At 70.1% G+C, this 14,286-nt stretch carries 12 protein-coding genes; all 12 read right to left on the bottom strand.

Annotated elements, in window-relative coordinates:
- Positions 1–9 precede the first annotated feature (9 nt).
- On the bottom strand, positions 10–1,440 hold the full coding sequence (locus tag OP79_RS28005; protein WP_106972492.1) for an MFS transporter: 1,431 nt from the start codon (positions 1,438–1,440) through the stop codon (positions 10–12).
- Between the two features lie 24 nt (positions 1,441–1,464).
- A complete protein-coding gene (locus tag OP79_RS28000; RefSeq protein ID WP_033324016.1) occupies positions 1,465–2,049 on the bottom strand; it encodes a TIGR03086 family metal-binding protein in 585 nt (194 codons plus the stop codon).
- A complete protein-coding gene (locus OP79_RS27995) occupies positions 2,046–3,017 on the bottom strand; it encodes a sigma-70 family RNA polymerase sigma factor (protein WP_033324014.1) in 972 nt (323 codons plus the stop codon). The genes OP79_RS28000 and OP79_RS27995 overlap by 4 nt, the downstream gene beginning before the upstream one ends.
- Positions 3,018–3,128: 111 nt before the next feature.
- Positions 3,129–4,205 carry a pseudouridine synthase gene (locus OP79_RS27990; RefSeq protein ID WP_033324013.1) on the bottom strand — a complete coding sequence of 359 codons (1,077 nt, stop codon included), beginning with the start codon at positions 4,203–4,205 and terminating at the stop codon, positions 3,129–3,131.
- Positions 4,205–4,855, bottom strand: coding sequence for an SMC-Scp complex subunit ScpB (gene scpB / locus OP79_RS27985; protein WP_033324012.1), 651 nt, complete (start codon positions 4,853–4,855; stop codon positions 4,205–4,207). The genes OP79_RS27990 and scpB overlap by 1 nt, the downstream gene beginning before the upstream one ends.
- Entirely contained in the window at positions 4,852–6,150 is a 1,299-nt protein-coding gene (locus OP79_RS52190; protein WP_078492047.1) for a segregation/condensation protein A, read from the bottom strand. Before OP79_RS52190 ends, scpB begins: the two co-directional genes overlap by 4 nt.
- A 19-nt stretch (positions 6,151–6,169) precedes the next feature.
- Positions 6,170–6,769, bottom strand: coding sequence for a hypothetical protein (locus tag OP79_RS27975; RefSeq protein ID WP_033324010.1), 600 nt, complete (start codon positions 6,767–6,769; stop codon positions 6,170–6,172).
- Complete coding sequence (locus tag OP79_RS27970; protein ID WP_078492046.1) at positions 6,754–7,890, bottom strand: ParA family protein; 1,137 nt, start codon at positions 7,888–7,890, stop codon at positions 6,754–6,756. Before OP79_RS27970 ends, OP79_RS27975 begins: the two co-directional genes overlap by 16 nt.
- A 402-nt stretch (positions 7,891–8,292) precedes the next feature.
- On the bottom strand, positions 8,293–9,417 hold the full coding sequence (gene ald / locus OP79_RS27965; protein ID WP_033324008.1) for an alanine dehydrogenase: 1,125 nt from the start codon (positions 9,415–9,417) through the stop codon (positions 8,293–8,295).
- Between the two features lie 149 nt (positions 9,418–9,566).
- A complete protein-coding gene (locus OP79_RS27960; RefSeq protein ID WP_033324007.1) occupies positions 9,567–11,690 on the bottom strand; it encodes a tetratricopeptide repeat protein in 2,124 nt (707 codons plus the stop codon).
- Between the two features lie 194 nt (positions 11,691–11,884).
- Positions 11,885–12,511 (bottom strand): NUDIX domain-containing protein, encoded by a 627-nt coding sequence (locus OP79_RS27955; RefSeq protein WP_033324005.1) that lies wholly within the window; start codon positions 12,509–12,511, stop codon positions 11,885–11,887.
- A gap of 81 nt (positions 12,512–12,592) precedes the next feature.
- Positions 12,593–14,242, bottom strand: coding sequence for a CTP synthase (locus OP79_RS27950; RefSeq protein ID WP_033324003.1), 1,650 nt, complete (start codon positions 14,240–14,242; stop codon positions 12,593–12,595).
- Between the last annotated feature and the right edge of the window lie 44 nt (positions 14,243–14,286).

Here is a 14,286-nt window from a genome sequence, read left to right as displayed (position 1 = left end):
CCTTGGACGTCAACTCCCGTGCTTGGACGGCGCGAACGACGCCACCACCGCCCCGGCGGCCGAGACCGCCGCCGAGACCCACAGCGCGGGGGCGCATCCGTCGATGAAGCTCTCCGCCGAGTCGTAGCCCCCGTACCGGACGAACACGGCCGCGGCGACGGCGACTCCGAAGACCCCGCCCAGCTCGCGCAGCGCGTTGTTGACGCCCGACGCGACACCCACCTCAGCGGGCGGCACCGACGAGCTCACGGCGTTCGCGACAGTGGGGAAGACCATGGAGATGCCGACTCCGGCAATGATCAGCGGCACGACCAGGCGGTCGTAGCCGACCCCGGGCTCCACCTGCCAGGCCATCAGCCCGAGCCCCACCGCCTGGAGAACAAGGCCCGTCAGCATGAAGGGCCGGTTCCCGAACCGGTCCGAGAGCGCACCCGCGACCGGCGCGACGAGCAGCGGCGTACCGGTCCACACCAGAATCCGCAGGCCCGCCTCCAACGGGGAGTTGCCCAGGCCGACCTGGAAGAGCTGCGAGATCATGAACAGCGCGCCGAGCAGCGACATGAACATCAGGAAGACCGCGCCGTTGGCGGTGGAGAAGCCGCGCCGCCGGAAGTGCGCGAGCGGCAGCATCGGGTACTTCGCCCCCGACCGCTCCCAGCCGAGGAAGGCCGCCACGAACACGACCCCGACGGCCAGGGCGACCAGCACCTCGGCACTCCCCCAGCCGGCCTCCGGCGCCCGCACCGGCGCCCAGGCGAGCCCGGTCAGGCCCACGGCCGCCAACACCAGCCCCACGATGTCGAGTTGGGGCCGCGGACCGTAGCTCTCGCGCAGCTTCATCGCGGCGAGCGGAAGCATCACCAGCCCCAGGGGCACGTTCAACCAGAAGATCCACTGCCAGGACAGACCATCCGTGACAGCCCCGCCAAGCACCGGCCCGGCGGCCACCCCGAGTCCGCTCACCCCACCCCACAGACCGATCGCCACGCCCCGCTTCTCGGCCGGGAACGCCTCGCTGATCAAGGTCAGCGTGAGAGGCAGGAGTACAGCCGCTCCGGCGCCCTGGACGGCACGTGCGGCGATGAGTTCACCGGCGCCACCGGCGAGCGCGGCCCACGCGGAGGCCAGCGTGAAGACGGCGAGCCCGACGACGTACATCCGCCGCCGCCCGAACCGGTCGCCGAGCGCCGCACCGGTGAGGGTCAGGCAGGCGAAGACGAGGTTGTACGCATTGATCGTCCACTCCAGCTGGGACAGGCTCGCCCCGAAGTCGGCCTGCAGCGCGGGCAGCGCGGTGGCGACGACCACCACGTCCAGCGCACACAGGAGCGCCCCCAGCCCGGCAAGGACCACCGTCCAGACGCGCCGCGGGGGCGCGGTGGATGGCGGTGCCTTGCGGGCGGGGGCGAACAACGTTTCTGCGATGTCGATGTCAGCCATGAGGGATAAGCCCTTCCGTGAGAGTCACTCACGGAAGGCAGACCATCCCCGCCCCGAAAAGGAATCGCGCCCGAGGAACGCGACGAGCCGATCTGAGGCAGCCGCCCGGGGCAGCACGCCGACCGGCTCGGCGAAGCGCACTCCCCGGTCCTCGTCCCCGACCACGCACTGCGCGACGGACAGCAGTTCGGCCGCGAGCCCGGACGGAATCGGCCGCGGACGCCCGCAGGCCTGCGCCACGTCCCAGCCGTGGACAGCGATCTCGACAGCGCCGGTGGCGGCCATCACACGGACGTCCAGCGGCCGGTCCCCCACGGTCACGGAGCGCCCCTCCCCGGGCAGGGCCACCCAGGCGCCGAGCAACGCACAGGCACGCCGCCGGAAGTCGCACGCGGGATCCGCGCGGCCCTCCGCCGCCGGAAAGAGACCGATCCGCCCGCCCGTCAGCCCCTCGTGCAGTGCGTCGAGCGCGTCGTCGAGATGGCCGAGCAACTCCCCCAGGTCCCACCGCGCACACGGCGTGGCCCGACGCAGACTCCCGGGTGGCACGGCGGCGACGCTCCCCAGCGCGTACGCGAGCGAACGCTCGAGCAGCTCCCCGGAGTTCATGACAGCACCTCCGGCATCCCGAAGCGCCCGGCCAGCTCCGGATCCAGGAAGACGGTGATCCGCGCGACCTCCCGGTCCTCGACAGATCCCTCGAGGGTGAGCACCTGCACCGAGTGCGCCCGGTGCACCCCATCGGCACCGCGTATGTACGCCACCACGGCCGGCTGCCCGTTCGCCCGCGTGGGGATCATCCGCAGATCTCCCTTCTCGTGCTCGAGCGCCTCCAGGAACCGCATGACGTCCTTCCTCCCGCTGAACCACTCCAGGTAGGGCGGCATCTCCAGCTCGACGCCTTCCTGGAGCAGCCCGAGCAGCGCGTCCATGTCGGCGTGCTCGAAGGCGGCCACATATCGGTCGAGCAGGTCGCGGTCGCCCGTACTGTCCGGCTCCGCCAGCAGGTCCTCGTCCGGCGCCACTTCGTCGAGCCGGGCACGCGCGCGTTGGAGGCTGCTTTTCACTGCCGCCGTGGTGGTCCCGAGCAGGGCGGCCACCTCCTGCGCCCGCCAGGCCAGCACGTCCCTGAGGATGAGCACGGTCCGCTGCCGCGCGGGCAGATTCTGCAGCGCCGCGACAAGCGCGAGTCGCAGGCTCCCGCGCGCCGCGACGACGGTCGCGGGGTCGACGAGCGTGTCGGGTACCGGCTGGAGCCACGGGATGTCCGTCGGAGGGGTCCTCGGCGGCTCCTCAGGCGCGTCTGACGGCCCGCCGAGCCCCGTGGGCAGCGGACGCCGTTCGCGTCCCTCCAGCGCCGTCAGACACGTATTGGTGGCGATCCGGTAGAGCCAGGTCCGCAAGGAGGCGCGGCCCTCGTATCCGTCGTACGACCGCCAGGCCCGCAGATACGTCTCCTGCACCAGGTCCTCGGCGTCGTCGACCGACCCGAGCATCCGGTAGCAGTGCGCCAGCAGCTCGCGCCGGTACATCCCCGTAAGCCGTACGAACTCGTCGCGATCCGTCGTCACAGCCATGGCCGCTCCCTTCCCTCACGGGTACAGACCGGAGGAGCGGCGAAAACGCATCGGCCGGCCCCGGACGAATTCCGGAACCGGCCGTCGGTCGAGCGTGGCGAGTACGGCGACCTAGAGGTCGACCTCCTGCATCAGCATCCCGACCTCCGTGTTGGACAGCCGGCGCAGCCAGCCCGACTTCTGGTCGCCGAGCGTGATCGGCCCGAAGGCGACGCGCACCAGCTTGTCGACCGGGAAGCCGGCCTCGGCGAGCATGCGCCGCACGATGTGCTTGCGGCCCTCGTGGAGAGTGACCTCTACGAGGTAGTTCTTGCCGGTCTGCTGGACGACGCGGAAGTGGTCCGCGCGCGCGTACCCGTCCTCCAGCTGGATGCCGTCCTTGAGCTGCTTGCCCAGGTCGCGCGGGATCGGGCCCACGATGTGCGCGAGATAGGTCTTCTTGACGCCGTATTTGGGGTGGGTCAGCCGGTTGGACAGTTCGCCGTGGTTGGTGAGCAGGATGATGCCCTCGGTCTCGGTGTCGAGCCGTCCGACGTGGAAGAGCCGGGTCTCACGGTTGGTGACGTAGTCCCCGAGGCACTGGCGCCCCTCCGGGTCCTCCATCGTCGAGACGACACCGGCGGGCTTGTTCAGCGCGAAGAACTGGTACGCCTGTGTGGCGACCGTCAGCCCGTCGACCTTGATCTCGTCCTTCTCCGGGTCGACGCGCAGCCCCTGTTCGAGGACGATCTCGCCGTTGACCTCGACGCGGGCCTGATCGACCAGTTCCTCACAGGCGCGCCGCGAACCGTATCCCGCGCGCGCGAGCACCTTCTGCAGCCGCTCTCCCTCCTGCTCGGCGCCCGGGAAGGTCTTCGGGGACTTGACGTCCTTCTTCTCCGCGTACCGGTCGCGATTGCGCTCCTCGGTCCGCGTCTCGAACTCGCGAGAGCGCCCGGGGGCCGTACGGCCGCGCCCGCCGCCCTGCTGGCCCTTCTTCGGAGCGCCCTTGGCCCCGCCGCGCGCGGAGCTGCCACGCCCGGACTTGGGGCCTTCCTTGGTGGCGTCAGGGCCCACGTCGTAGCGGCGCTCCTCGGGGCGGGGCTTGCGGGGGCGGCCCTGCTCCTGCCCCTGCTTCTGGTCCCTGCTGTTGCCGGCGCCGCGGTAGTTACCGCGCCCGCCGCTCTTGCCGCTGCCGCTGCTTCGCATCAAAGTTCCGTCGTCGTGTCGTCATCGGGGTCCGGTGCATCCGGATCGAACGACGGTACGCCTTCCTGCGTCTCGGCCTCGATCGCCTCCGCCTCGGGGAGGAAGGGCGCGAGCTCCGGAAGCTCGTCCAGGCCGCGCAGGCCCATCCGCTCCAGGAAGTAGTTCGTCGTCCTGTACAGGATCGCACCTGTTTCGGGTTCCGCGCCCGCCTCTTCGACCAGACCGCGCTGCAGGAGGGTGCGCATCACACCGTCGCAGTTCACTCCTCGTACGGCCGAGACACGGGAACGGCTGACCGGCTGCCGGTACGCCACGACCGCCAGCGTCTCCAGTGCGGCCTGCGTGAGCCGCGCCTGCTGCCCGTCCAGTACGAACCGTTCGACGGCCGCCGCGTACTCGGGCCGGCTGTAGAACCGCCAGCCGCCCGCGACAAGCCGCAGCTCGAAGCCACGGCCCTGCACGGTGTACTCGTCGGCCAGCGCGCGCAGCGCGTCCGCGATCTGCCGCCGGGGCCGCTCCAGGATCTTCGCGAGGTGCTCCACGGTCGCGGGTTCGTCCACAACCATGAGTACGGCCTCCAGGGCGGGCCTGAGGTCGAGATCCGCGACGGTACGCAGCCCTGCCGGGGCCTCGGTGGTGTTCTCGGTCACGCCTTCTCCTCCTTGGCTTCGTCCTGGGCCGGCTCCGGGGGCCTGTCGAACTCGTCCGTCACCCTCGGCTCCTCCTCGCTGTCCCCACCCGTCCAGCGCACCAGCAACTCCCCCAGCGCCTCCTCCTGATCGAGCGCGACGGCCTTCTCCCGGTAGAGCTCCAGCAGGGCGAGGAACCGGGCCACGACGGTCAGCGTGTCGTCCGTGTCCTCGACGAGTGCCTGGAAGGTGGCCTCACCGAGCTCTCTCAGCCGCGCCACAACGATCCCGGCCTGCTCCTGCACACTCACCAGCGGGGCGTGGATGTGGTCGACGTACACCTGCGGCTTGGGCTTGGGCTGCATCGCCTTCACGGCGAGCTTCGCGAACCCCTCCGCCCCGATGCTGATGACGACCTCGGGCAACAACTCGGCGTGATGCGGCTCCAGTCCGACGGTGCGGGGATACCGGCGGGCCTCTTCCTCGAGTCGCCGGCTGAAGATCTCGGCGATCTGTTTGTACGCGCGGTACTGCAAGAGCCTCGCGAACAGCAGATCCCGCGCCTCCAGCAGAGCCAGATCCCCCTCGTCCTCCACCTCGGCGGACGGCAGCAGCCGAGCGGCCTTGAGATCGAGCAGGGTGGCGGCGACGACGAGAAACTCGGTCGTCTCATCAAGATCCCAGTCCGGCCCCATCCCCCGGATATGCGCCATGAACTCATCGGTGACCTTGGAAAGCGCCACCTCGGTCACATCCAGCTTGTGCTTGGAAATCAGCTGAAGCAGCAGATCAAAGGGCCCTTCAAAGTTCGCAAGCCGAACTTTGAAGGTGCCGTCACCGGGTTCGGGGGGAGCCTCGGGCTCGGCAGCGGGCGGTACGCCGTCGTCCCCGTCGGCGTTGTGGGCAGGCGTTCCGTAGGGCGACGGGGGTCCCCCCGCTCGAGCGAAGCCGAGAGTGGGGGAGGGTGGGCCCAACGCCCCACGGTCCGCAGTCGAAGAAACGTCCTCGACCAGCGACTCGCTCTCCGCCGAAGGCGGCTCATCCGCCTCCGGAGGCGCGGGCGCCTCGACCTCCGCCGGAGAAGGGGGCGCCGCAACTTCCGCGGTCGAGGCGTCAGCCTCGGTCGGCGACTCACTCTCCGCCGAAGGCGAACCGGGCTCCGCCGGAGGCGCGGGCGGCTCGACCGCCTCCGCAGGCGCGGACGCCTGAACCTCAGCCGGAGGCTCAGGCACCGGCGAAGCCCCCGGCCCCCGCCCCAGCGCGCGCCGACGACCGGCGGAGCCGGATGCGGGGACGGAACCGTCGTACGAGGTCATAGCCGTCGCAGGCTACCGCTTACCGCCCACGGAGCCGACGGACAAGAATGCTGGCGTCCCCCCGCGACTCAAGGTCCGCGAGCACCACGGCGACAGCCTCACGCACGATCCGCCCGCGATCCACCGCGAGCCCGTGCTCCCCGCGGAGCACCAGCCGAGCGTGCTCGAGGTCCATGAGCTCCTCGGCGGACACGTACACGGTGATCTTCTCGTCGTGTCGCTCCCGCCCACTGGGCCGCCGCGCGGCGGCCCGCCCGCGCTTGCGCGTCTGAGCGGCGGCGGCAGAACCTTCCTGCGGCCCCTGCCGTCGCCCGGAGCGCTCGGCGCCTGTGGCACGGGTGCGGGACTCCCCGGCATCGGCGGACTCGGAGTCCGCGGCCACATGCTCGGCCCCGTCACCGTCCCCGCCCTGTGCGGGCACAGCCTGCGGCGCGTCCTCCGCGGACCCGGACCCCGCCCCGGAGGCAGCCGTATCGCCCTCGCCCGCAGGAGCCGGCACCCGGGCCTCACCGTTGGACTGGCCGTTGGCCTGGCGCCTGGGGCTGGACGACTGGAGCGCCATTCCCCCTGTCGTACGGAACAGTTCGTCGGCCCCCGGCAGACTCACTCGGCGTGACACCGGGCGAGCACCTCCCTGGCGAGCTGACGATAGGCGGCGGCACCGACGGAGTTGGAGGCGTACGTGGTGATCGGTTCACCGGCGACCGTGGTCTCCGGGAAGCGGACCGTGCGCCCGATGACCGTGTGGTAGACGTGATCGTCGAAGGCTTCGACGACACGGGCGAGTACCTCGCGGCTGTGCACCGTGCGCGAGTCGTACATCGTGGCGAGGATGCCGTCGAGCTCCAGCTCGGGGTTGAGCCGCTCCTGGACCTTCTCGATGGTCTCGGTGAGCAGCGCGACACCACGCAACGCGAAGAACTCGCACTCCAGCGGGACGATCACCTTGTGGGCGGCCGTGAGGGCGTTCACGGTGAGCAGGCCGAGCGAGGGCTGGCAGTCGATGACGATGTAGTCGTAGTCGGCCATGAGCGGCTTCAGGGCGCGCTGCAGCGTGGACTCGCGCGCGACCTCGCTCACCAGCTGGACCTCGGCGGCCGACAGGTCGATGTTGCTGGGCAGCAGGTCCATGTTCGGGACCGCGGTCTTCAGGAGGACCTCGTCGGCCGCCATGCCCCGCTCCATGAGCAGGTTGTAGACGGTGAGATCGAGTTCCATCGGGTTGACACCGAGGCCGACCGAGAGCGCGCCCTGCGGGTCGAAGTCGACCAGCAGGACCCGTCGGCCGTACTCCGCGAGCGCGGCCCCCAGGTTGATGGTCGACGTCGTCTTGCCGACGCCGCCCTTCTGGTTGCACATCGCGATGATCTTCGCGGGGCCGTGATCGGTCAGCGGGCCCGGGATCGGGAAGTACGGCAGCGGGCGCCCGGTCGGGCCGATGCGTTCACGACGCTGCCGGGCCGCGTCGGGCGCGAGCGTGGCCGCGTACTCCGGATCGGGCTCGTACTCGGCGTCGGGGTCGTAGAAGTGCCCCTCGGGCAGGTCGTCGTAGTCGGCGAAGTGGGTGCGGTTCTCGCCACTTCCGTTGCCGGCCATGGCGTTCACGTGATGGCCATCCATGCTCTGGTGGACTGTCTGTGCCCTATGCGGACTGTGCGGACTTTGGTGGGCTGCGAAGGTGCGCACAGCTACGGAGCCGACAGCCTCGAGCCCCGTGGGCCTCGGGCCCTGCGCAGGCATTCCTGGTTGACCACCCCCGGGAGTAAATGTCGACTCATTCACAAGTCGTCTTACCTCCTTGGTGACCAGGAAACTTCTAGATAGGTCAGCGTGGCACCATGCCGACGGTTGGCGACTCTATGGCGTGTCACCGGTCCGCAGCAACACAATCCGCCGGACCCGGCCCGATGTGTCGGCAACGGAACACCCCTCTGTCAAGGGCGTAAGGGCGTCGCACGGCAGGTTTCGCGGGTGTGCGAAACGGTCGAAGGGTTACGTTCGAGACGAGTTGAACGAGTCTCGCAAAGGGTCTCGACACACAGGCGGCCGGACCTGGTTCCCCAAGGTCCGGCCGGGTGTACGCCGTTGACGACTCGTGTTGACGTATCGCCTTTTGTCGGTGGAGAGATGGGCCGGCGCGGGTCAGCTGAGCAGGGTCTCCAGCTCCATGTGCTCCAGGCCGTGAGCCTCCGCGACCTCGCGGTAAATCACTTTGCCTTCATGCGTGTTGAGGCCCTTGGCCAGCGCGGCATCGCGGCGCAGCGCCTCGACCCAGCCGCGGTTCGCGAGCTCCACGATGTACGGGAGCGTGGCGTTGGTGAGCGCGTACGTGGAGGTGTTGGGCACCGCGCCGGGCATGTTGGCAACGCAGTAGAAGACCGAACCGTGAACCGGGAAAGTCGGCTCGGCGTGCGTCGTCGGACGCGAGTCCTCGAAGCAACCGCCTTGATCAATCGCGATGTCGACAAGGACACTTCCCGGCTTCATCCGGGACACGAGCTCGTTGGTGACCAGCTTCGGCGCCTTGGCGCCCGGGATGAGGACGGCACCGATGACGAGATCGGCTTCGAGGCAGGCCTTCTCGAGCTCGAAGGCGTTGGAGACGACGGTCTGGATCTTCGTACCGAAGATCTTGTCCGCTTCCTTGAGCTTGTTGATGTCCTTGTCGAGCAGGGTCACGTGGAAGCCCATGCCGATGGCGATCTGCGCGGCGTTCCAGCCGGAGACACCGCCGCCGATGACGACGGCACGCCCGGCCAGCACGCCCGGAACACCGCCGGGCAGCACCCCGCGACCGCCGTTGGCGCGCATCAGGTGGTAGGCGCCGACCTGCGGGGCCAGGCGGCCCGCGACCTCGGACATCGGGGCGAGCAGCGGCAGCGCGCGACTGGGCAGCTCGACCGTTTCGTACGCGATGGCCGTGGTGCCGGACTCCAGGAGCGCGTCCGTGCACTCCTTGGACGCGGCCAGGTGCAGGTAGGTGAAGAGGATCTGGTCCTTGCGGAGGCGGTGGTACTCCTCGGCGATCGGCTCCTTGACCTTCAGCAGCAGGTCGGCGGAGGCCCACACCTCGTCCGCGGTGCCGAGGATCTGAGCACCGGCGGCGACGAACTCGTCGTCCGTGATCGAGGAGCCGACACCGGCACCCTGCTCGATGACGACCTGGTGGCCGTGGCGCACCAGCTCATGCACTCCGGCGGGGGTGATGGCCACCCGGAACTCGTTGTTCTTGACCTCGCGGGGGATGCCGACCTTCACGTCGATCACGGTCCTTGGCTCAGGGGGTTGTGGGGTGACGCCTGCCCGGACGATGCCAGACATATCCGGATGCACGGGAGCGCACCGGCAGACACCGCGAAAGAATGCGGCGGAGCCAGTCTAATGAAGGGATTCCCCGTGTCTAGCCTTTCAATGCTTCAATCTTCTGCGGATGTACTACGGATTTCGTAGGCGTTAGCGTCGTGTTCCCTGGCGGACAGGTCCTCCGGGAGCTCGTCTCCCAGCATGCGCTCGGCCGCGCCACGGTGCAGCCGGGCGGCCACCGGGTCGCCGAGCCGGTCCAGGGTGTCGGCGAGCCGGAGCTGCAGAGCGGCCCGCAGTCGTACGTCCTCGGCGCGGCGCGCCCACTCGATCGCCTCCTGGCAGGTGTGCAGCGACTCCTCGGACAGGCCGGAGTACTCCTGCACCCGCGCCAGCTCGCTCAACGCCCTTGCCACGCCTGCCACATCACCGTTCCTGCGATGGCCGGTGACCGCCGAGCGCCAGCTGCGCAGCGCCTCGTCGTAGCGGCCCGCGAAGGTGTGCACGGTGGCGATACGGCCGTGCAGCCGGGCCGCGTCCACGCGCTCGTCGCGCGCGAGCCGCTGCGCGAGCGCCCGCCCGTACCAGTCGGCGGCCCGGTCCCAGTCCCCCAGCTCCTGATGCGCCCCGCCTACGGATTCCATCGCGCGGCCGGTCGCATACGGCTCGTTCGCCTCCCGTCCGGCATCCAGAGCGGCGCGATAGCGGGCGAGCGCCTCACGGGTACGGCCGGTCCGGGCGTCCAGGTCCGCGAGGTTCAGCAGCGCGGCGGCCTTCTCGCGGGGCAGCTTCCGCCGCTCGGCGACATCGAGGACGAGCCGGTGGATGCCGTACAGCTCGGGTGCCATCGCCCGCGTACCGAAGTGCGCGGCCATCGCCCGCACCAGCGCGGTCATCAGGCGGCGCGCGAGGGTGTCCAGTTCCCCGTCGGCGACCGCGAGCCGGGCGGAGGCCAGCAGCGCGGGCTGCCGGATGCGCAGCCAGTCGGCCGCCGCGCGGGGGTTCTTGAAGCGCAGGGTGCTGGGCATCCCGGCGAGCTTCTCGCGGGCGGGCGAGCTGTCGGTCTCGGTGATCGCGCGGCAGGAGACCAGCAGCCGCACGGTCCGCTCCAGCATCCGGGCGCGGGCCAGCTGCAGCTCGGCCGGCCGGTCCTCGCTCTCGGTGAGCGAGCGCAGCAGCGGCAGCAGACAGCCGGGTACCTCGTACTGCGCGAGCGGTGACTCGACGCGCCGCAGGAGGCCGAGCCCGGCGAAGTCGTCGAGGGCGGACTCGGCGGCGCCCACCGAGCAGCCGACCAGCGCGGACGCGGTGTGCGGGTCGACGAGGCCCGCGGGAGCGAGGGAGAGCAGGCGGAGCATCTGTGCGCGGGCCGGGGACAGCTCGGCGTACACGAGGTGGAAGACGCGGTCGAGTGCCGGGCCCAGGCCTTCGTCACCCTCGGTGCGCAGCTGCTTGGCGAGGTCGGCGAGGGCCGCCTTGGGCCGGTGGGCCAGCCAGCCGCCGGCGAGCACGAGTGCGGCGGGCTGGGCGGCGCAGAGCTCGACGAGCCCCTCGGCGGCGCGCGGATCGACGGTGATGCGCACCGAACCGGTGTACCGGCCCAGGAGTTCGACGGCGGACTTGGTGTCCAGGCCGCCGAGGGTGCAGGGACGGACGTCGGAGATCCCGGTCAGGGGCCCGTCGGAGACGGCGACGACCAGGCACTCCGGGGTGTCGGGGAGAAGCGCGTCGACCTGCTCCGCATCCGCCGCGTCGTCGAGCAGCAGCAGTGCCCGGCGGGTGGCGAGGGCCTCGCGCAGCGCCTCGACGAGGTCGTCCTCGGCGGCTCCGGGCGGGGCGGTCAGTTCCAGGGCGGCGAGCAGGTCGCGGGCGGTGCGCTCGGTGGGTACGGGCGTGCCGTCGGGTTCGGTGAGGCGGGCTCGTAGCGTGCCGTCCGGGTAACCGTCCGCGACCTTCCGCACGAGTTCTTCGGCGAGCGCGGTGCGGCCGAAGCCGGGCTTGCCCGCGATGAGCAGCACGCGCGCGCGTGGCGCTTTCCGGCCCGCGAGGGTGTCCAGGCCCGCACGCTCGATGTCGGCCCTCAGTTCCTTCAACTCTCTTGTACGGCCGAGGAACCGACCCTTCGTGGATGGAGATCCCCCTGCTCGAGCGAAGCCGGGAGTGGAGGAAGCCCCGGCGGCCGGGCGCTGCTCCTCGGCCGACACCTTCGTGCCCTCGGTGTCCACCGCCTGATCCGTCACGGGCCACACTCCCGTCCCACCACACGCGCAAGCCCGCCGGGACTCCGGACGGGGCGTTTCCAGAGCCTAAGCGGCCTCGAGGAGGTGAGGCACGCCCCCACGCCGCCCTGCACGGCACCTCGCCGCACTGCCGCATCACCCAAGTATGTCCAGTACGAGGGCGGTGCGTGTCCGGCCTCGCGACCGGGCGAGGGTCACACCTCGAAGGGCCGCGCGGGCCACGGCGCCTCGGCCGGGCGCAGCGCGTCGAGACCCTCGCCGTTCTGGGCCGCGACCAGCGAAAGGACGCCCACGACAAGGCAGTTGTTGTGCAGCTCACCGGCGAGCACACCCCGGACGAGCTCCTCGACGGGGACCCGAGAGAGCTCCATGTCGGCCTCTTCGTCCTCGACCTCGAAGCGCTGGCCTTCGGCCTCGGACAGATCCCGGGCGAGGAAGATCCGTACGGCCTCGTCGCAGCCGCCCGGCGTCGTGTACACGTCGGTGAGCACCCGCCAGTCCTCGGCCTTGACGTGGGCCTCTTCGTAGAGCTCGCGCTGGGCGGCGTGCAGCGGGTTCTCGCCGGGGATGTCGAGCAGACCGGCCGGGATCTCCCACAGCTTCTGGCGTACGGGGTGCCGGTACTGGCGGATGACCAGGACGCGGCCCAGGTCGTCGAGGGCGAGGACCGCAACCGAACCGGGGTGGACCTGGTAGTCGCGGCGGACGACCGTCCCGTCGGGCATGACCACGTCGTCCGTGCGCACAGAGGTCTTGTTCCCCGTGAACGGAGTCTCGGTCGCCCTGACCTGCCACTCCTCGGCGGTGTCCTTGATGGTCATGTCGACTTGTCCTCCCACGTCCACAGAAACCGGGGCACGTGTCCCAAAGGACCCGCACCCCGGCAACCGTACAACCTCGTGTTACTTGGCCGTCTTCCGCTCCACAGCGGCCTTCACCAGGCCCGCGAACAGCGGATGCGGACGCGTCGGGCGCGAGCGCAGCTCGGGGTGCGCCTGGGTCGCGACCAGGTAAGGGTGGATGTCGCGCGGGTACTCCAGGTACTCCACGAGCTTGCCGTCCGGGGACGTGCCGGAGAACAGCAGACCGGCCTTCTTCTCCAGCTCGGTGCGGTAGGAGTTGTTCACCTCGTAGCGGTGACGGTGGCGCTCCTCGACGTATTCCTTGCCGCCGTACACCTCGCGTACGACCGAGCCCTCGGCGAGCTTGGCCGGGTACATGCCCAGCCGCATCGTGCCGCCCATGTCGCCCTCGCCGGCGACGATGTCGAGCTGCTCGGCCATGGTGGAGATGACCGGGTGGGCGGTCGCGGCGTCGAACTCCGTGGAGTTGGCGTCCGCGATGTCGGCGAGATTGCGCGCGGCCTCGATCACGATGCACTGCAGGCCGAGGCACAGGCCGAGCAGCGGGATCTTGTTCTCGCGGGCGTACTGGATGGCGCCGACCTTGCCGGAGACGCCGCGGTCGCCGAAGCCGCCAGGGATGCAGATCGCGTCGACGTCGGCGAGCTGCTGGGCGGCACCCGCCGGGGTCTTGCAGTCGTCCGAGGTGACCCACTTGATCTTCACGCGCGCCTTGTTGGCGAAACCGCCCGCGCGCAGCGCCTCGGTGACCGAAAGATATGCGTCGGGCAGGTCGATGTACTTGCCGACGAGCGCGAGGTTGATCTCGTGCTGCGGGTTGTGGACCCGGTCGAGCAGGTCGTCCCAGACCGTCCAGTCCACGTCGCGGAAGGCGAGGTCCAGCTTGCGGACGACGTAGGCGTCCAGGCCCTCGGTGTGCAGGACCTTGGGGATGTCGTAGATCGACTTGGCGTCGATGGCGGCGACCACGGCCGCCTCGTCGACGTCGCACATCAGCGAGATCTTGCGCTTGATCGCGGTCGGCACATCGCGGTCGGCGCGCAGCACGATCGCATCTGGCTGAATACCGATGTTGCGCAGAGCCGCAACCGAATGCTGCGTCGGCTTCGTCTTCAACTCTCCCGACGGTCCGATGTAGGGAAGGAGCGAGATGTGGACGACGAACACATTGTCGCGGCCGACCTCGTGACGGACCTGACGGACGGTCTCCAGGAACGGCAGCGACTCGATGTCGCCGACCGTGCCGCCCACCTCCGTGATCACGACGTCCACGTCGTCCGTGGCCATGCGCCGGATACGGTGCTTGATCTCGTTGGTGATGTGCGGGATGACCTGCACGGTGTCGCCGAGGTACTCGCCGCGCCGTTCCTTGGCGATCACCGTCGAGTACACCTGGCCGGTGGTGATGTTGGCGGAGCCGTCCAGGTCCACGTCCAGGAAACGCTCGTAGTGACCGATGTCCAGGTCCGTCTCGGCGCCGTCGTTGGTGACGAACACCTCACCGTGCTGGAACGGGTTCATGGTGCCCGGGTCGACGTTCAGATACGGGTCGAGCTTCTGCATCGTGACCCGCAGCCCCCGCGCCTTGAGCAGTGCGCCCAGGCTGGACGCGGTCAGGCCCTTGCCGAGGGAGGAGGCGACACCCCCGGTGACGAAGATGTGCTTGGTCGTCGAGGATTTGGAGGGCATGGCCAAGACGGGGCTCCCGTGGTCGCGGTTCGGAGTGCGGGCCG

Origin of the sequence: Streptomyces yerevanensis (genome assembly GCF_000716805.1) — a bacterium.
GTDB lineage: Bacteria > Actinomycetota > Actinomycetes > Streptomycetales > Streptomycetaceae > Streptomyces > Streptomyces flaveus.
The sequence above is the reverse complement of the archived record's forward strand: the minus strand, read 5'-3'. Positions and strand labels throughout refer to the sequence as shown.

What these genes read in the sequence shown, in the direction of transcription:
- OP79_RS28005 (WP_106972492.1), bottom strand. Translation starts at nt 1,440, where the DNA reads ATGGCTGACATCGACATCGCAGAAACGTTGTTCGCCCCCGCCCGCAAG.
- OP79_RS28000 (WP_033324016.1), bottom strand. Translation starts at nt 2,049, where the DNA reads ATGAACTCCGGGGAGCTGCTCGAGCGTTCGCTCGCGTACGCGCTGGGG.
- OP79_RS27995 (WP_033324014.1), bottom strand. Translation starts at nt 3,017, where the DNA reads ATGGCTGTGACGACGGATCGCGACGAGTTCGTACGGCTTACGGGGATG.
- OP79_RS27990 (WP_033324013.1), bottom strand. Translation starts at nt 4,205, where the DNA reads ATGCGAAGCAGCGGCAGCGGCAAGAGCGGCGGGCGCGGTAACTACCGC.
- OP79_RS52190 (WP_078492047.1), bottom strand. Translation starts at nt 6,150, where the DNA reads ATGACCTCGTACGACGGTTCCGTCCCCGCATCCGGCTCCGCCGGTCGT.
- OP79_RS27970 (WP_078492046.1), bottom strand. Translation starts at nt 7,890, where the DNA reads ATGCCTGCGCAGGGCCCGAGGCCCACGGGGCTCGAGGCTGTCGGCTCC.
- OP79_RS27955 (WP_033324005.1), bottom strand. Translation starts at nt 12,511, where the DNA reads ATGACCATCAAGGACACCGCCGAGGAGTGGCAGGTCAGGGCGACCGAG.
- OP79_RS27950 (WP_033324003.1), bottom strand. Translation starts at nt 14,242, where the DNA reads ATGCCCTCCAAATCCTCGACGACCAAGCACATCTTCGTCACCGGGGGT.